Here is a 16,176-nt window from a genome sequence, read left to right as displayed (position 1 = left end):
CGTTTGGCATGATCAAGCCTCCGGCCGGAGCGTCCGGCGGACAGACGGCGAACACATCGCGAACTTCTTCGGGGGAGGTCGGCCCAGGTGATCCTCACGGTCACGCTGAACACCGCTCTCGACATCACCTACCGAGTCCCGGCGCTGCGCCCGCACGCCGCCCACCGGGTCTCCGAGGTGACCGAACGCCCGGGCGGCAAGGGCCTGAACGTGGCCCGTGTCCTCGCGGCCCTCGGCCACGAGGTGACGGTCACCGGTTTCGCGGGCGGCGCGACGGGCCGCGTCGTCCGGGAGCGGCTCACCGGGACGCCGGGCGTGACGGACGCGCTGGTCCCGGTGGCGGACGCCACCCGGCGCACGATCGCCGTGGTCGACGACCACACCGGCGACACCACCCAGCTCAACGAACCCGGCCCGACGATCACGCCGACCGAGTGGTCCGCCTTTCAGCAGGCGTACGAGGACCTGCTGGCGTCGGCCTCCGCGGTGGCCCTGTGCGGCAGCCTGCCGCCGGGCGTGCCGGTGGGGGCGTACGCCCATCTGGTGCGGTCCGCGAAGGCCGCCGGGGTGCCCGTCCTGCTGGACACCAGCGGCGAGGCACTGCGCCGGGGCGTCGCCGCCCGCCCGGACGTCATCAAGCCAAACGCCGACGAACTGGCCGAACTGACCGGCTCCCACGAGCCGTCGCGGGCCACGCAGGACGCGCGCAGGCGCGGCGCCCGCTCCGTGGTCGCCTCGCTGGGCGAAGCCGGCCTGCTCGCGGTGACCCCCGAGGGCCACTGGCGCGCGACTCCCCCGACCCGCCTCCACGGCAACCCGACGGGCGCGGGCGACGCGGCGGTGGCGGGGTTGCTGTCGGGGCTGGTGGAACAGCTGCCGTGGCCGGACCGGTTGGCCCGCGCGGCGGCGCTGAGCGCGGCGAGCGTGACGGCGCCGGTGGCGGGGGAGTTCGACCGGGAGGTCTACGAGGAGCTGCTGGGGCGGGTGGCGGTGACGAGTGAGGCGAGTGCCGCCTGACCGCTACGGCCTGCCGTTCGGCTGAGGTCGGCTGAGGTCGGCTGAGAGAAGCGACTGCGCTGCGCCGACGCGATCCCGGCCGTGATCCGAACGACGACCCCTACTCGTCGACCCAGCCCTTGACGATCCACATCTGGTCGAGGAGGGCGTCGCACTGGTTGCCCTGCTCGCAGGAGACCTTGATCGTGTTCGTGCCCTTGTTGAGCTGGACGTAGTTGTAGGTCTCCGTCCAGCCCTTCTGATAGTCGCCCTCGCCGGCGCCCGTCCAGTTCTTCATGTCGACCGGCCTGCCGGCGGCTGTGCCGTTGACCGTGAGGGTGGCGTTCTGGTCCTTGCCGGGAACGCTGTAGCCGACGTAGACGGTGTACTTGCCGGACTTCGGGATGCTGTCCACGGTCCAGGTGACCGAGGCACCGACCTGGTTGAAGCCGCTGACGTAGACGCCGCCGTCAGCCTTGGCGCCCTTGACGTCGGACGCGGTGGTGGCGCCGCCGTCGAGAGCGAGCGCCTTCACGTCGATCGTCGGCAGGTCCTCCTTGGCCGCCTGACTGTTGCTGTTCGACGGGCTCGGCGCGGTGCTCTTCTGCGGCTGCGACTGCGTCGGCGTGGCCGTGGCGTCGCCGCCCGCCTCGTCCTTGTCGCCGCCCGGGCCCAGCATGGCCACGCTGATGCCGATGACGACGGCCGCGACGACCGCGATCGCGCCGATCAGCAGGCCCTTGGTGTTGGGGCCCGAGCCGCGGCCGTTCCCGGACCCGCCGCCGTACGCCGGTTGCGGCGAAGCCGTCGTCGCCCCGCCGGGGAGCGTCTCCGGTGCCGCGTAGTGGGCGTTCGGCTGGCCGGGCGCGCCCTGCGGCTGTTGCTGCGGGATCGTCTGACCGTACTGCGCGGTCTGCGCGGGCTGGCCGTACTGGCGCTGGCCGACCGCCCGCACCCGGTTGACCGAGCCCGGGTAGCCGTAGCCCCCGCCACCCGACGGCGGCTGGGCTCCGTTGGCCTGCCCGTCGGCGTAGAGGTAGCCGAACGGGTCGTCGTCCTCGGGCGTGGTCGCGCCGTTGTTGCCGGACGTCATCCCTTGGTACTCCTCACCAGGTGCGGGCGGATGCGATACGTGAGTTCAGAAGGGCGAGCCTACCCGCTCTCACTGGCCCAAACGGGTGACTCGAATCGCATCGGCCAGCTGACCTGGAGTTACCCGGCGCGGCGGTGTTGTTTGGGACGAGATCGTTTCTCTACGTACATCCGCTCGTCAGCGGACTTCAACACTTCGTCCGCGGTCATGCCGCAGTGTGCCCACCCGATACCGAAGCTGGCGCCCACCCGGACGGCCCGCCCCTCGGCCCGGATCGGCTGGATGATCTCGTTGCGCAGACGTACGGCGAGGTCCTGGGCGTCGGCCCGGCCGAGCCCGTCCGCGAGGATCACGAACTCGTCGCCGCCGAGCCGGGCGACGGTGTCGCCGTCGCGCACCCCGCGGGACAGCCGCCGGGCCACCTCGATGAGAACCGCGTCACCCGCGTTGTGCCCGAACCGGTCGTTGATCGACTTGAAGCCGTCGAGGTCGCAGAAGAGCACCGCGAGCCCCTTGGCCCCGTCGTCGCGCTCGCCCTCGACGGGGGCGACCGTGTGGACGTGGTGGTCGAAGGCGTCGTACGCCGCCGGGCTCGGCCGGAAGTCGAAGCCGTGGCCGTTGGCGTCGAAGACGGCCGGGTGGCCGTAGGCCGCGTCCGTGGACTCCAGGGAGCCGGCGTGGGCGGGCCGCTGGCACAGGCGGGCCGAGAGGCGGGCGCGCAGCTCGGCGGAGTTCGGCAGTCCGGTCAGCGAGTCGTGCGAGGCGCGGTGGGCGAGCTGGAGCTCGCGGCGCTTGCGCTCCTCGATGTCCTCGACGTGGGTGAGCAGGAAGCGCGGTCCGTCGGCGGCGTCGGCGACGACGCTGTTGCGCAGGGACACCCAGACGTACGTGCCGTCACGGCGCCCGAGGCGGAGTTCCGCTCGTCCGCCCTCCGCCGAGGTCCGCAGGAGGGTGCCGATGTCCTCGGGGTGGACGAGGTCGGAGAAGGAGTAGCGGCGCATCGCGGAGGCGGGGCGGCCCAGGAGGCGGCAGAGCGCGTCGTTGGTCCTGAGGATCCGGCCGTGCTGGTCGCCGCCCATCTCGGCGATGGCCATGCCGGAAGGGGCGTACTCGAAAGCCTGCCTGAAGCTTTCCTCGCTCGCGCGCAGGGCCTGCTGCTCGCGCTCCAACCTCACCAGCGCCCGCTGCATATTCGCGCGTAGACGTGCGTTGCTGATGGCGATCGCCGCCTGGAACGCGTACATCTGGAGCGCCTCGCGCCCCCACGCGCCCGGCAGCCGGCCGTTGCGCGGCCGGTCCACGGACAGGACGCCGATCAGCTCACCGCACGCGCCGCCCTGCACACCGGGCGTGTACATCGGCGCGAAGAGCCGGTCCGCCGGGTGCCACTCGTCCTCGAAGCGGGGGGCGGGCCCGTCGGTGTACCACTGCGGTACGTCGTCGTCGTCGAGGACCCAGCCCTCGGTGTGCGGTATGAAGACCAGGTCGCCCCACTGCTCGCCCATGCCCAGCCGGCGCTCCCACGACTCGCGCGAGCCGACCCGGCCGGTGATGAGGGCCTCGGCGGCGGGGTTGCCGGCGAAGGCGGCGACGACGAGATCGCCGTCGGGGCGCACGAGGTTGACGCACGCGAGCTCGAAGCCGAGGCCGGTGACGACGCCGTCGGCGACGGTCTGGAGTGTGTCCGCCAGGCTTCGGGCCGTGTTCATGTCAGCCATGACCTGGTGCAGTTTTCGCAGGGTCGCAAGACGGACATACGGCTCCGACTCGGTCTCCATGCTCGCCCTCCCCCCGAGACCTCGCAGCGAATCAAGGGTTCTCTTCGGCGTAACGTTCCTTGCTGACTTCCCCGCCACTGAATCACAGCGCGCTGCTCACTCGGTACACAGGGTCAACAATTAATGGCTCTTGTGACTCAAGTCACAGATAAACGTGAACAATTGAGCGGTGTTTCTGCGTTTCTCCTGCGCGTTTGCCGAACGCGAACTCGGCATGCCTGTGGAGGTGCCGCGAAACGCCCAGGAACAAGGTAGGTCGGGAGTCCTAGGTCCGTTCTCGTACGGAGGCCCGATGCGGCGTGGGCGGGCCTGACATTAGCGTTTTCGGCGTGCCGAAGACTTCCGCTGCAGCGCCGCCCGTGACCGCCCCCCTCCCCGCCTCCCGAACCGGCTCCGGGCATGCTGAGGGAGTGAGCAACGACGAGTTCCGTGCCGCCATGTCGCGGCTGGCCGCGGGTGTGGTCCTGGTGACCGCGCTGGAGCCGCCCCTGGACCCGGACGACCCGCACGCACCCGCCGGCGAGGACGTCGGCATGACGGCGACGGCGTTCATGTCGGTCTCCCTGGACCCGCCGCTCGTCCTGGTCAGCCTGCGCGAGGGCTCCCGCATGGACGACCTGCTCACCGAACAGCCCGTGTGGGCGGTCTCGGTGCTCGCCGAGAGCCAGCGCCACATCGCCGGCCGCTTCGCCATGAAGGGCCGCGTCAGCGACCGGCTGCTGTTCGCCGACATCCCGTACGTCCGCGGCCTGGAGTCCGGCGCGCCCCTGGTGGGCGGCGCCCTGGCCACCCTGGAGTGCCGCACCGAGCAGCGGGTGACCGCGGGCGACCACACCTTGGTGATCGGCCGTGTCCTGTCCGCCTCGGCGCCGAGTGCCGACGGCGGTCCGCTGACGTATTTCCGGGGCCGTTATCGGCACTTGGGGTAAGTCCCGGCGGCGGCGACCCACACTCAATTGCGTGGCGCGCGAGTGATCACCCGACTTACCGTTCCGGCATGACGTCGACCACTCCGTCTCCGCGCCTCGAAAAGATCACACCCGGAAACTTCGAGGCCGCCACAGGCATACGGGTCCGCCCCGACCAGGAACACGCGGTCTCGCCCGTGATGCAGTCCCTCGCCGAGGCGTACGTCCATCCCGAGGGCGTCGCCTGGCCCCGCCTGATCGTCGACGGCGACCGCCCGGTCGGGTTCTTGATGGCCTTCTTCGACATCGACTGGTATGAGGACGGCAGCGTCCTGCGCTCCGGACTGTGGCGGCTGAACATCGCCGCCGAGGAGCAGGGCAGGGGCTACGGCCGGTTCGCGGTCGAGTCGGTGGCCGCTGAGATCCGGCGCCGGGGCGGCGAGCAGCTGTACGTCACCTGGCACCCCGGCGCGAACGGCCCGGAGAACTTCTACCTCGGCCTCGGCTTCCGCCCCAACGGGGAGACCTCCGAGGGCGAGACCGTGGGTGTGCTGGACCTGGAGCGGTGACGGCGGCGCCCGGGCCGGCTATCCCCAGTCCCGTCCGGAACGGCCCCGCTTGGTGTCCGAGCGCTGCTTCTTCTCCCTCAGACGGCGTTCGTTGATACCGCGCGGGATGCGGGTCGGCCTACGGGGCTTGGGGGGCGGGGCCGTCGCCTCGGCGAGGAGCGCCGCGAGGCGTACCGCGGCGGTCTCGCGGTTGCGCCACTGGGAGCGGTGCTCGGAGGCGCGGACGGTGAGGACGCCGTCGACGAGCCGCCCGCCCAGCCGCTCCAGCGCCCGCTGCTTCCACACCTCGGGCAGCGCCTCGGTCCTCGCCAGGTCGAACCGCAGCTCGACCTGCGAGTCACTGGTGTTGACGTGCTGGCCGCCCGGGCCGCTCGACCGCGAGAAACGCCACATGAGCTCGGCCTCGGGGAGCGAGACGGAGCCGCGGATGAGGTAGGGACCGGACATGCCGTCCATGTTCCCGGTTCTGTCCGGTCCACGTCACGCGAATATCCCGCTGTCTCCCCTACGGGTGCTCTTTGGCAAAGAAAGTAAAGACACCTGGAACCTATGGCACCCGTCTCCGCGTTCATAGGGGTAGCTGTAGCGTCTAGCCGTACCGCAACGAGGGAAGGGACTCCCAACAATGGCTGTAAGCCTGTCCAAGGGTGGCAACGTCTCGCTCACCAAGGAGGCTCCGGGCCTGACCGCCGTCACCGTCGGCCTCGGCTGGGACGTCCGCACCACCACCGGCACCGACTTCGACCTCGACGCCTCCGCGATCGCCGTGAACACGCAGGGCAAGGTCTACTCCGACGCCCACTTCGTCTTCTTCAACAACAAGCAGACGCCGGACAACACGATCGTCCACACCGGTGACAACCGCACCGGTGAGGGCGCGGGCGACGACGAGGCGATCAACGTCAACCTGGCGGCCCTCCCGGCCGACATCGACAAGATCGTCTTCCCGGTCTCCATCTACGACGCCGAGTCGCGCTCGCAGAACTTCGGCCAGGTCCGCAACGCCTACATCCGCATCATCAACCAGGCCGGCGGCGCCGAGATCGCCCGCTACGACCTGTCGGAGGACGCGGCCACCGAGACCGCCATGGTCTTCGGCGAGCTCTACCGCAACGGCGCGGAGTGGAAGTTCCGCGCGGTCGGCCAGGGCTACGCCTCGGGCCTGGTGGGCATCGCCCAGGACTTCGGCGTGAACGTCTGACCGGAGCGGTCCGCTGTACCGGAACCCTCGGAACCCCTGGCCGCGGCCGGGGGTTCCGGCATTTCGGCACGCCGGCGTCCGGGGGGTTCCGGCATTTCGGCACCCCGGCGTCCCGGGGGTTCCCGCGGGAGAGGCCGGCCGAGGGCTTCGATAGGTTGCCCCATGTGATCCTCGACTCCCTCCCCCTCACCCCCGACCACGACATCCCGGCCGCGCTCCTGACCGAACTCACCGCGCTCTACGCCTCCAACCGCGAGTTCCACGCCCTCAGCGGCGACTTCCCCGACCCGGACGACGTACGGCGGGAGCAGGTGGCGGCAGCGCTGGCCGAGGAGTCGCGGGTGCCGGGGGCAGAGGTGCTGCTCGGGCGCAGCGCCGGACGGCTGGTCGGCATCGTGATCGCACTGACCCGGCACCCGGACCCGTCCGACCCGGACCCCTGGATCGGGCTGCTGATGGTGGACGCGGACGCGCAACGCCAGGGGCACGGACGCCGGCTGGCCGCACTCGTGGAGGACCGCTTCCGCACGGCGGGCCGCTCCGCCCTGCGTCTGGCCGTCCTGGAGAACAACCCCCAGGCCCTCGACTTCTGGACGGCCCTCGGCTACGAGACCATCGGCTACGGAAGAGACCGCCAACTCGACCGCCCCTGCACGGTCCTGCGCAAGCCGCTCCTCTGAGACCGGACGTGTTCGCCGCCGGTGACCCCCGGAGCGACTCGCCGCAGGTGCCGGAGCGGCGGTTCACGCACGCCGAGGCGGTACGGGCGGCCCGTGCGGCGACGCGGGGGGGCGGCCGGCGGGGTGAGGACGGGCCGTGTCAGGGCCGGGCGGGTTTTCCGTCGCCGTACAGCCACTCCTGCCAGATGGGGTCGAAGTCCTCGTCCGGCGCGCTCTTCTCCACGTACGCCGTGAAGTCCGCGGTGTCCGCGTTGCCGTGCCGGTGGGCCGCCGCCCAGCCCTGGACGATGTCGTAGAAGGCGTCGTCGCCGACGGTCTGGCGGATCTTGTGGATGACCATCGCGCCGCGCTGGTAGACGGGGGCGTCGGAGATGTGCGCGGCGCTGGTCGGCTCGGCGGGCGGGAAGGACCACAGGTCCTCGTACTCGTCCTCGCCGTGGTCGTACAGGGCGTCGAAGGTCTCCTGCGCGCTGTCGCCGCCGTCGTCCTCGCGCCACAGCCACTCCGCGTACGTCGCGAAGCCCTCGTTCAGCCACATGTCCCGCCAGCTCTTCGGCGTCACGGAGTTGCCGAACCACTGGTGCGCCAGTTCGTGGACGAACAGCTTGGTGTCGGGGGCGCCGGGGAAGACGGGGCGGTTCTGGGTCTCCAGGGCGTAGGCGGCGGCGTTCCGCGGGGCGATGACCGCGCCGGTGGAGGAGAACGGGTAGGGGCCGAAGTTGTACTCGGCCCACTCCATGATCTCGGGCAGCCGGTCGAGGACCTTGCGGGCGGAGTCGGACTGCGAGCGGACGACGGCCGTGTGGACGGGCAGTTCCCCGTCGGCCTCGGTGGCGACGGTGGAGCGGCGGATGTCGTAGTCGCCGATGGCCAGCATGGCCACATAGCCGGCCATGGGCTCCGCGGTGCGCCACCGGAACGTCGTACGGCCCTCACGGGTGGACCGGTGGGTCAACTCCCCGTTGGAGACGGCCTGGAGCTTTTCGGGCACGGTGATCGCGAGGTCGTACGACGCCTTGTCGGACGGGTGGTGGTTGCCGGGGAACCACGCCATCGAGCCCGTCGGCTCACCGAGCGCGAGCACGCCGTCGGCGGTGGGGAGCCAGCCCTCCTGCGAGCCGTCGGGGTCGGTGATGGTCTGCGGCGTGCCGGAGTAGCGGACGGTGATCCGGAAGGTCTCGTTCTCGGTGAGGTCGCCGTGCGGCCGGACGACCAGTTCCTGGCCGTTACGGCTCCAGCGGGCACGCTCGCCCTCCACCTCGACCCGCTCGACGTCCATGCCCTTCAGGTCGAGGTCGAAGGCCGAGAGGTCCTGGGTCGCTCGGGCGGTGATCTCGGCGGTGCCGGCGAGGCGGCGGTCGTCGGGGGTGTAGGCGAGGTCGAGGGCGTAGTGGGTGACGTCGTAGCCGCCGTTGCCGGACCTGGGGAAGTACGGGTCGCGCAGGCCGGAGCCGCCGGGGCTGCCCTCGACGCCGCCGGCGCACGCGCTGAGGACGAGCAGGGCGGAGGTGACGGTCAGGGCACGGGGCGCGAAACGGGACACGCTGTGATCCTATGAGGTCGGGCGTGACACCATCCCTACGTGCTCGACATCGGCTATGCCCTCTCCACCCGCTTCCCGGACCCCCCGCAGACGGACTACCGTCGCGCGGACGTCCGCGCCCTGCGCCACGACCTGTTCTGCGGGGACGTCTACCTCGCCGACACCAAGGCGGACCGGGAGTTGTCCACAGCCTGGGGATGGGTGCCGGTGCTCGACTTCGCCTGGGCGCTGTGCGACATCGTCGAGCGGCTGGACCGGGACCCGGCCGGCTCCCGTGCCTCCCGCCCGCAACACGCGGAACTGGACTTCACCGAGTCCACGGACCGCATGCTCTTCGAGCGCCGCTTCGGCTGGGTGGACATCGAGGCGGACTGGATGCCCGCCGAGGAGCCCCCGTTGACCTTCTCCCACTCCGAACTGCGCCGTGAGGCCCGCGACTTCCTGCACGACCTGATCGCCGACCTGATCGACCTGCACGAGGACCTGGGCGAGAACCCGGCGATCTGGACGCTCCAGGCTCGCTTCCCCCGGGTGGGCTAGACCGGACAACGAAGGAGCCCCTCCCGTTCGGCAACGGGAGGGGCTCCTTGTCAGAGCGCCGGGCAGGCCTTGCACCTGCATTTCCCCGCAGGAAGCGGGGCGTCTTTCCTTGGACCACCAACGCAGCACCGTCCGCCGGGAGTTCCGGCAAGCAGCTCAAGATCCAGCATACACGCCCTCCCTGCCCCATCCCTACTCCGCTTCCACGCGCAACCCCATCTCGGCCGCCAACGCCGGGGCGAGATCCAGCAGTTGCGACGGGCTGACCACCGCACCGGCCAGCCGGTCCACCCCCCTCGCGATGTCCAGTTCGCCCGCCCGTCGCAGGTCCACGTCCGTCAGCGTCACCCCGCTGAGGTCCGCCCCCTTCAGCGCGCAGTCCACGAACTCCACCCGCTCCAGCCGGGCGCCCGCGAAGTCCGGCTCGATCAGGACACAGCCCTCGAAGACGACGTCTCTGAGCCTTGCCTTGCGCAGGTTCAGGTAGTCGATCTTCCCGCCCCGGACCACCACCCGCTCCAGCACCGAACCGTGCAGCTGCACCCCGCCGAGGCGGGCGTCGACCAGCTCCACATCACGCAGGGTCGACTCGGCGAGGTCGGTGCCGACGCCCCGCAGGCCGGTGAGGAGGGAGTCGAGGATCCGGGCGTGCCGAAGTCTCGTCTCGTCCACGGCGCAGCCCCGCAGCGCGCAGTCCATGAAGCGGGCGCCCCCACCGTCCTGCCCGGCGAGGTCCTCCTCCCTGAACTCCAGGCCGTCGTAGTCCCCGTCCGGCTCCAACCCGCCGCCCCTGAACGGCTCCAGAGCCGGCAGCCGCACCTCGGGCCGCCGCGCGCCCTTCACCACGCCTCGGCCCGGACCGCCACCCTCACCCATCGCTCTCCTCGCCATGACCCCATGCTGCACCCCACCACTGACAATCCGCCTGACCTGCGACGACGCCATCGATGTCACATTCCACGGCCGTGATCCGTCGTAGTCGCAGAGTCGGTCGCGGTCACAGAGTCGGTCGCGGTCACAGAGTCGATCGCGGTCACAGAGTCGTGGTCGACAAGCGTCGTGCGCACAGGAGCCGTACGCGCAGAGCACCAGCACGAAACGCGACCCCGAGCAGAGGGAGCAGTCCAGCCATGCACCGCATCACCGTGATCGGCGGCGGCTTCGCCGGGCTCACCGCGGCCATCACCGCCGCCGAGGCGGGCGCCAAGGTCACCGTGCACGAAGCCCACCACACCCTCGGCGGGCGGGCGCGCACCGCCGAGGGCCCCTACCGCACGAACGAGGGGCCGCACGCCCTGTACAACGGCGGCCCGCACTGGTCCTGGCTCAGGCAGCGCGACCTGATCGGGCCGCTCGCGCCGATCCCGCCCCTGGAGGCCGCCCGGCTGCGGCTGCGGCACCGGGGCGCCCTGCGCCGCACCCCGCCCTTCGCCATGCTCAAGCTGCTGCGGCGCGGCCTGCCCGAGGCGCCCGTCGACGTCGACTTCATGACCTGGGCCACGGGCATCGCGGGTGAGGAGGGTGCGCGTGCCGCCGCGCACTACAGCGCCGTCGCCCTTTTCCACCACGACCCCGGTGCCCTGTCCGCCGCGTTCGTGCAGGAGCGGCTGCGCCGGGCCACCAAGCTGCCTCCGGAGGCGCACTACCCGAGGGGCGGCTGGGCGACGCTGATCGACCGGATGGCGGCGCGGGCGTGGAACCTCGGGGTGCGGATGGAGACCCTGTCCCGCGTGGACGAGCTGCCGACCGACACTCCCGTCGTCGTCGCCACCTCCCTCGACGCCGCCCGCCGCCTCCTCAAGGACGACTCCCTGACCTGGACCAGCGGCCGTACGACCCTCGTCGACCTGGCCGTGCGCACCCGGCGCGGGGACGCCTTCGCCGTCTCCGATCTCGACGCGACCGGGTGGCTGGAGCGGTTCACCGCGCAGGACCGCTCCCTCGCGCCGGCCGGCGAGCAGCTGATCCAGGGTCAGATACCGCTCGCCCCGCACGAGTCGAAGGCCGACGGCGTCGCACGCGCCGAGCAGCTCCTCGACCTCGGTTTCCCGGGCTGGCGCGAGCGCGTCACCTGGCGGCGCGAGGCCGTCGCGCGCGGCCGTACCGGCGCCGTCGACCTGCCCGGCACGAGCTGGCGCGACCGTCCGGCCGTGGACCGGGGCGACGGCGTCTACCTGGCGGGCGATCAGGTCGCCGCACCCGGCGTGCTGTCCGAGGTCTCCTTCAACAGCGCGCTCACGGCCGTCTCCTTGGCACTCGGCCGGCACGTCCTTGACCTCAAGCGGGCTTGAGGTCGAAGAGTGGGTTCCCGGCACCGCCCCGGCACCACCCGGCGCACACCCGATGGGGGATCCTATGCACGCCATCCGCCTGCACGCCTTCGGCCCGGCCGAGAACCTCACCCACGAACGGGTCGACGACCCGGCACCGAGCCCCGGCCGACTCCGGGTCGCCGTGGCCGCGGCCGGCGTCCATCTCCTGGACACGGCCCTGCGCGAGGGGGTGCAGGGCCCCGCACCCCGGCTGCCTGCGCTGCCCACGATCCCCGGCCGCGAGGTCGCCGGAGTCGTCGAGTCCCTCGGTGAGGGGGTCGCCGAGTCGTGGCTCGGCAAGCGTGTGGTCGCCCACCTCGGGTTCGCGCCGGGCGGCTACGCCGAGCTGGCCGTGGTCGACGTCGACCGCGTCCACGAGATCCCGGCGGGCCTCGGCTTCGCGGAGGCCGTCGCCATGATCGGCACGGGACGTACGACGATGGGGATCCTGCAGTTCGCCGAGCTCGGGCCGGATGCGGTGGCCGTGGTCCCGGCGGCGGCCGGCGGCATCGGCAGCCTGCTCGTGCAGTACGCCAAGAGCGCCGGTGCCGTGGTCGTGGGGCTGGCCGGAGGGCCGCGGAAGGCCGCCCTCGTACGGGAGAACGGCGCCGATCTCGCCGTCGACTACACGGACCCCGGGTGGCCCGGCAAAGTACGGGCGTTCCTCGGAGGGCGGCAGGCCACCGTCGTCTTCGACGGCGTCGGCGGGGACGTGGCCCGCGAGTCGGTCGCCCTGCTCGGGCCGGGCGGCCGACACCTGGTCTTCGGCTGGTCGGGACAGGGACTCCACGACGGCGGGCCCTACATCGTGGACGGCGTCTCCGAGCAGGTCCTCGGCCCGGTGATGATGCGGAGGACCGGCGGCCCCGACCCGCTGCGGACCCTGGAACTGCGCGCCCTCGCCGAGGCCGCCGCGGGCCGGCTCACCCCGGTCGTGCAGCGCTTCCCGCTCGCCGAGGCGGCGGCGGCCCACCGCGCCCTCCAGACACGCGGGACCGTCGGAAAGGTGGTGCTGGAGCCATGACCACCAGCCATGACCTCCAGCCATGACCTCCGAGGCGGGCCCGCATCCTTTCCAGCAGCGGCACCCGACCGTTCGGCACGGGGGGAGGGGCCCCGCCGACCGCAGAGCCCCTCCCCCCACCGCATGCCGTGGGCGATCAGCCGACCGCCCTCGTCGCCTTGCTCACCGCCGCCCCGTCGTGGTGACCGGTGCGGTGCGCGATCACCTTCACGGTGACCTTCTTGCCCTTCTGCGCCGCCTTCAGCACGAGCGACGACTTGGTCGCGCCGCTGATCGCCCTGCCGTCGGCGTACCACTGGTACGAGTACGTCGTCGGCGCGGGACTCCACGTCCCCTTGGCCGCCTTCAGCGTCTTCCCGACCTTCGCGGTCCCGCTGATCACCGGCGCCTCGGTCGCCTTGGGCGCGTCGCCCTTGGCCGCCGTGACCGGCGCCGAGGTCGCCGACCCGCTGACCCAGCCGGCCTTGACCGCGGTGACGGTCACGGTGAGCTTCTTGCCGACCAGCGAGGCGGGGACGGTGTACGTCGCCGCCATCGCCCCGCTGATCGCCGTGCCGTTCGCCTTCCACTGGTACGTGTACGACGACGGGGCCGCCGACCAGCTTCCGGGCGAGGCCGTGACCTTGGCGCCCGTCCTGGCCGTGCCGGTGACCTCGGGTGCCGCCGTGTTCTTCAGCTCGGGCCGCGCGGTCACGGTGAACGAACCGCGCGGGAACTCCCAGCCGCGCGTGTGCACGCTGACGTCCCAGGTGCCGGTGGCCGCGCCGGTCAGGTCGAGGGTCGCGGTCACCGTCCGGTTGTCCGCGGAGACCGAGTCGGCCTTCGCCGTGATCGTCCTGCCGGCCTGGCTGAGCCGGACGGTGACGTCCGGGCCGAGCGCGGTGCCGGTGACCGTGAGCCGCACCTTGCCGCCGGCGGCCCCGGTGTCGGGGCTCACCGCGGTGACGGCCGTCTTCTCCGTGCCGCAGACCGGGGACGTACAGGTCAGCTCGGCGCTGTAGGCGGTACGGGGTGCCTTCTCGGGCAGACCGAGGAGGAACAGCGTCGGTGTGCTCTCCTGCGAGGAGCCGAGCGCGTCGCAGTCGTAGCCCTCAGGGATGTAGTGCGTGCAGCCGTTGGCCCAGGTCTTGGTGTTGTACAGCACGGGCACCGCGGTGCCGGCGGCGCCGGAGGTGTCCTTGATGTCGGTCTCGAAACGGTCGGACCCGGCGGTCGGCAGCGCCGCGCACACCGCTGTCCGCGACTCGTCCAGGGTCCCGGTGATCGGCCCGTACCCGTAGGCCACCGACGGCACCTTCACGCACTCCGGCGCGGGCCCGTCGGCGGTCCAGACGCGCAGGGCGTCCAGGCGGTACTCGGGCGCCGCCTTCAGCGTGACCGGGGTCTGCACCAGGACCTGGTGCATGGTGGACCCGGTGACCGCGCAGGAGGTGTTGCGGAAGGAGCACTCCACGCGACCGTCCCCTGCGACGACCGCGCTGTTGGCGGTGCCGAGGGCGTCCCGGACGTCGACGTGCACGACATCGGTGTCCGCGGCGGTGGTCACCTGGTGGCAGTCGAGCGTGCCGGGGCCGTCGTACCCGCTCTTCACGGAGGGCCCGCCGACCTTCGCCGCCGCGGTCCTGCGGCAGCCCGCCGCGGAGGCGCTCGCGGTGACGTCCCGCCGGGTCAGGGTGTACGTCGCCGCCTCGTCGCGGCCGGTGACCAGCACGGTGTGGGCCTTGCCCGGGGTCAGCGAGCAGATGCTCCAGCCGTTGGTGGTGGCGTAGCGCTGGCAGACCCGCTTGCCGTCGGCGTCCAGCACCGAGAACGCCGCGGAGGCGGTCCCGGCGGTGGCGGCCAGCTGGAACACCTCGGTGGCCGTGTGCGCGTCCGCCGGGATGCCCAGGCAGTGCGAGAAGACACCGTCACCGGTGGTCAGCGTGGCCTTCGCGCCGCCCGCGCCGAAGCTGCCGGCGGGCAGCACGGGACAGCCCCGCGCCACGTCGGTGCGGTGGAAGGCCACCGCGTAGCGGCCCGTCGCCGAGTCCCCGCCGTCCTCGGTGTGGACCAGCGCCCGGTAGGGAGCCGCCCCGGTGAGCGCGCAGTCCCCGCCCCGCAGCTCGTCCGCGCCGCACTGCGGGGTGCCGTCACGGTCGAGGATCTCCACCTCGGGGGTCAGCCCGGCCGAGGACAGCGAGGTGAGCGCGGCGATCCGGGCGCCCCGCGGGACGTCCAGCGTCAGGCAGTCGTACTGCCCGACCGTGCTCAACTCGCCCCTGTGCAGGCCGAGTCCGGTCGCCACACACCCGGCGCCGGAGGCCCGGTCGAGGACCACCGGGTACGCGCCCCGGCCGACGACGGCCGTGTAGGTCCCCGGCTTCTTGACGGGGCACGGGTCGGCCTCGTAGCGGCACACGCTCAGCCCGTCCGCGTCGTACACCCGGGGAACCCCGACCTCGCGGTCCGCGCTCACCGAGTGCACGGTGTACGGGCCCGCCGCGGACGCGGTGAAGGTGACACAGGGGCTGGTGGCCGGTTGCTGCTGCCCGAGCGGCCCGAACGCACGGACCGGGGCGGTGGTGCAGCCCTGCGGGTCGTTGAGCCGGCGCACGCTCACCTCGTACTCGGCGGGGAAGCCGCCCTCCGCACGCCAGACGGTGGAGATCACCCGGTACGGCCCGTCGCCGGGCAGTACGCAGCTGTCCTCGTCGTCCTGCGGGAACCGCTCACAGATCCGGGCACCGGTCGCGTCGGTGATCCAGGCGAGGGAGTCGCCGTAGGTCTTCGTGCCGTGGGCGAGCCGGACCCGGTCGCCGCGCTCGCCGCGGAAGGGCTGGCAGTCGACCTCCACCGGGCTCACGGTCCTGCGCAGGAGGTCGGGCTGGTCCCAGTGGGTGCCCACCGGCTCCGCGCAGCCCTCCGACGAGCCGAGCGGCACGAAGGCGACGACGGTGGCCGCGTCCTCCCAGCCGGTGTTGAGGACCTTCAGCGTGTAGGTGCCGGCCGCGGGCACGTCGCACATGCCGTCCGTGGCGTACCCGTCGCCGTGGCAGTCCACCTGGCTGCCGTCGGCGGCGAGCAGCTGCCGGGTCATCGCGTTGCCGTGACCGTCCTTCGCCGGTGCCAGATACAGGCCCGGCGTCTCGACGGTGACGGTGTAGCAGACGCTCGCGTCGGGTGGGACGGTCGCCTTGCCGACGGCGTCCCCCGGGTCACCGAAAGGCGCGAGCGCGAGCGGCGCGCACTCCTCGCCGACGGCACCGGCGGGGCTCGCCCCGGTCCAGGTCAGCAGTGCGGCGAACAGCGAGACGATGACGGCGAACACGGTCGGCGACCCGGCCGCCCGCCTCCGTCTCGCCGACGGACAGCAGTCGTCGTCGGACACGGAATCCCCCTGGATCATTGGTCGTTGAGGGGATGGTCGCACACAGGTACGACAACGCACGCATGAGTATCCGGACCGAAAGCCGCCGAAGGAATGAAGGCGTGGGCCATGTCGCCGACCGTCTCCCGCCCCGCCCTGCCCACCGACTCCCCCTGCTCGTCCGTC

Annotated in this window: 14 protein-coding genes; 8 read left to right on the top strand and 6 right to left on the bottom strand. The window is 72.1% G+C overall.

All coding sequences use genetic code 11. The features are described 5' to 3' along the window. Positions 1-87 precede the first annotated feature (87 nt). Positions 88-1,017 (top strand): 1-phosphofructokinase family hexose kinase, encoded by a 930-nt coding sequence (locus ACFYNL_RS26165; RefSeq protein ID WP_388807426.1) that lies wholly within the window; start codon positions 88-90, stop codon positions 1,015-1,017. A gap of 100 nt (positions 1,018-1,117) precedes the next feature. Here the strand turns inward: ACFYNL_RS26165 and ACFYNL_RS26160 are convergent, their stop codons facing one another. Together ACFYNL_RS26160 and cdgB are read right to left on the bottom strand one after the other, a co-directional pair. Next, positions 1,118-2,089, bottom strand: a complete 972-nt coding sequence (locus ACFYNL_RS26160) for a CBM35 domain-containing protein (protein WP_388807425.1) — start codon at positions 2,087-2,089, stop codon at positions 1,118-1,120. 119 nt (positions 2,090-2,208) lie between these two features. Further along, positions 2,209-3,867: a diguanylate cyclase CdgB gene (cdgB, locus tag ACFYNL_RS26155; RefSeq protein WP_388807424.1), complete on the bottom strand. Its 1,659-nt coding sequence runs from the start codon at positions 3,865-3,867 to the stop codon at positions 2,209-2,211. A gap of 437 nt (positions 3,868-4,304) precedes the next feature. Here cdgB and ACFYNL_RS26150 point away from each other — a divergent pair, with 437 nt between their 5' ends. Both ACFYNL_RS26150 and ACFYNL_RS26145 read left to right on the top strand, forming a co-directional pair. Continuing rightward, the gene (locus ACFYNL_RS26150) at positions 4,305-4,796 is read left to right on the top strand and encodes a flavin reductase family protein (protein WP_388807957.1); all 492 of its coding nucleotides are present in this window, start codon (positions 4,305-4,307) and stop codon (positions 4,794-4,796) included. Positions 4,797-4,864: 68 nt separating this feature from the next. Beyond that, positions 4,865-5,344, top strand: a complete 480-nt coding sequence (locus ACFYNL_RS26145; protein ID WP_388807423.1) for a GNAT family N-acetyltransferase — start codon at positions 4,865-4,867, stop codon at positions 5,342-5,344. Between the two features lie 18 nt (positions 5,345-5,362). Here the strand turns inward: ACFYNL_RS26145 and arfB are convergent, their stop codons facing one another. After that, positions 5,363-5,800, bottom strand: a complete 438-nt coding sequence (gene arfB, locus ACFYNL_RS26140; protein ID WP_388807422.1) for an alternative ribosome rescue aminoacyl-tRNA hydrolase ArfB — start codon at positions 5,798-5,800, stop codon at positions 5,363-5,365. A gap of 169 nt (positions 5,801-5,969) precedes the next feature. On the opposite strand from arfB, the gene ACFYNL_RS26135 reads away from it, so the two are divergent. Next, the gene (locus ACFYNL_RS26135; protein WP_388807421.1) at positions 5,970-6,545 is read left to right on the top strand and encodes a TerD family protein; all 576 of its coding nucleotides are present in this window, start codon (positions 5,970-5,972) and stop codon (positions 6,543-6,545) included. A gap of 164 nt (positions 6,546-6,709) precedes the next feature. Beyond that, the gene (locus tag ACFYNL_RS26130) at positions 6,710-7,225 is read left to right on the top strand and encodes a GNAT family N-acetyltransferase (protein WP_388807420.1); all 516 of its coding nucleotides are present in this window, start codon (positions 6,710-6,712) and stop codon (positions 7,223-7,225) included. 139 nt (positions 7,226-7,364) lie between these two features. Here the strand turns inward: ACFYNL_RS26130 and ACFYNL_RS26125 are convergent, their stop codons facing one another. Further along, on the bottom strand, positions 7,365-8,768 hold the full coding sequence (locus ACFYNL_RS26125) for a M1 family metallopeptidase (RefSeq protein WP_388807419.1): 1,404 nt from the start codon (positions 8,766-8,768) through the stop codon (positions 7,365-7,367). 39 nt (positions 8,769-8,807) lie between these two features. On the opposite strand from ACFYNL_RS26125, the gene ACFYNL_RS26120 reads away from it, so the two are divergent. Further along, positions 8,808-9,308 (top strand): hypothetical protein, encoded by a 501-nt coding sequence (locus ACFYNL_RS26120; RefSeq protein WP_388807418.1) that lies wholly within the window; start codon positions 8,808-8,810, stop codon positions 9,306-9,308. 192 nt (positions 9,309-9,500) lie between these two features. Here ACFYNL_RS26120 and ACFYNL_RS26115 read toward each other — a convergent pair whose 3' ends face one another. Further along, positions 9,501-10,199, bottom strand: a complete 699-nt coding sequence (locus tag ACFYNL_RS26115; RefSeq protein ID WP_388807417.1) for a pentapeptide repeat-containing protein — start codon at positions 10,197-10,199, stop codon at positions 9,501-9,503. Between the two features lie 239 nt (positions 10,200-10,438). Here ACFYNL_RS26115 and ACFYNL_RS26110 point away from each other — a divergent pair, with 239 nt between their 5' ends. Together ACFYNL_RS26110 and ACFYNL_RS26105 are read left to right on the top strand one after the other, a co-directional pair. Then, positions 10,439-11,599 (top strand): FAD-dependent oxidoreductase, encoded by a 1,161-nt coding sequence (locus ACFYNL_RS26110; RefSeq protein WP_388807416.1) that lies wholly within the window; start codon positions 10,439-10,441, stop codon positions 11,597-11,599. 64 nt (positions 11,600-11,663) lie between these two features. Next, a complete protein-coding gene (locus ACFYNL_RS26105) occupies positions 11,664-12,644 on the top strand; it encodes a zinc-binding dehydrogenase (protein ID WP_388807415.1) in 981 nt (326 codons plus the stop codon). A gap of 136 nt (positions 12,645-12,780) precedes the next feature. On the opposite strand, the gene ACFYNL_RS26100 is transcribed toward ACFYNL_RS26105, so the two are convergent. Further along, the gene (locus ACFYNL_RS26100) at positions 12,781-16,011 is read right to left on the bottom strand and encodes a Tat pathway signal protein (RefSeq protein WP_388807414.1); all 3,231 of its coding nucleotides are present in this window, start codon (positions 16,009-16,011) and stop codon (positions 12,781-12,783) included. Positions 16,012-16,176: the final 165 nt, after the last annotated feature.

Source organism: Streptomyces sp. NPDC007808, assembly GCF_042868655.1.
Lineage (GTDB): Bacteria > Actinomycetota > Actinomycetes > Streptomycetales > Streptomycetaceae > Streptomyces.
The sequence above is the reverse complement of the archived record's forward strand: the minus strand, read 5'-3'. Positions and strand labels throughout refer to the sequence as shown.

What these genes read in the sequence shown, in the direction of transcription:
- ACFYNL_RS26160 (WP_388807425.1), bottom strand. Translation starts at nt 2,089, where the DNA reads ATGACGTCCGGCAACAACGGCGCGACCACGCCCGAGGACGACGACCCG.
- cdgB (WP_388807424.1), bottom strand. Translation starts at nt 3,867, where the DNA reads ATGGAGACCGAGTCGGAGCCGTATGTCCGTCTTGCGACCCTGCGAAAA.
- ACFYNL_RS26150 (WP_388807957.1), top strand. Translation starts at nt 4,305, where the DNA reads ATGTCGCGGCTGGCCGCGGGTGTGGTCCTGGTGACCGCGCTGGAGCCG.
- ACFYNL_RS26145 (WP_388807423.1), top strand. Translation starts at nt 4,865, where the DNA reads ATGACGTCGACCACTCCGTCTCCGCGCCTCGAAAAGATCACACCCGGA.
- arfB (WP_388807422.1), bottom strand. Translation starts at nt 5,800, where the DNA reads ATGGACGGCATGTCCGGTCCCTACCTCATCCGCGGCTCCGTCTCGCTC.
- ACFYNL_RS26135 (WP_388807421.1), top strand. Translation starts at nt 5,970, where the DNA reads ATGGCTGTAAGCCTGTCCAAGGGTGGCAACGTCTCGCTCACCAAGGAG.
- ACFYNL_RS26115 (WP_388807417.1), bottom strand. Translation starts at nt 10,199, where the DNA reads ATGGCGAGGAGAGCGATGGGTGAGGGTGGCGGTCCGGGCCGAGGCGTG.
- ACFYNL_RS26110 (WP_388807416.1), top strand. Translation starts at nt 10,439, where the DNA reads ATGCACCGCATCACCGTGATCGGCGGCGGCTTCGCCGGGCTCACCGCG.
- ACFYNL_RS26105 (WP_388807415.1), top strand. Translation starts at nt 11,664, where the DNA reads ATGCACGCCATCCGCCTGCACGCCTTCGGCCCGGCCGAGAACCTCACC.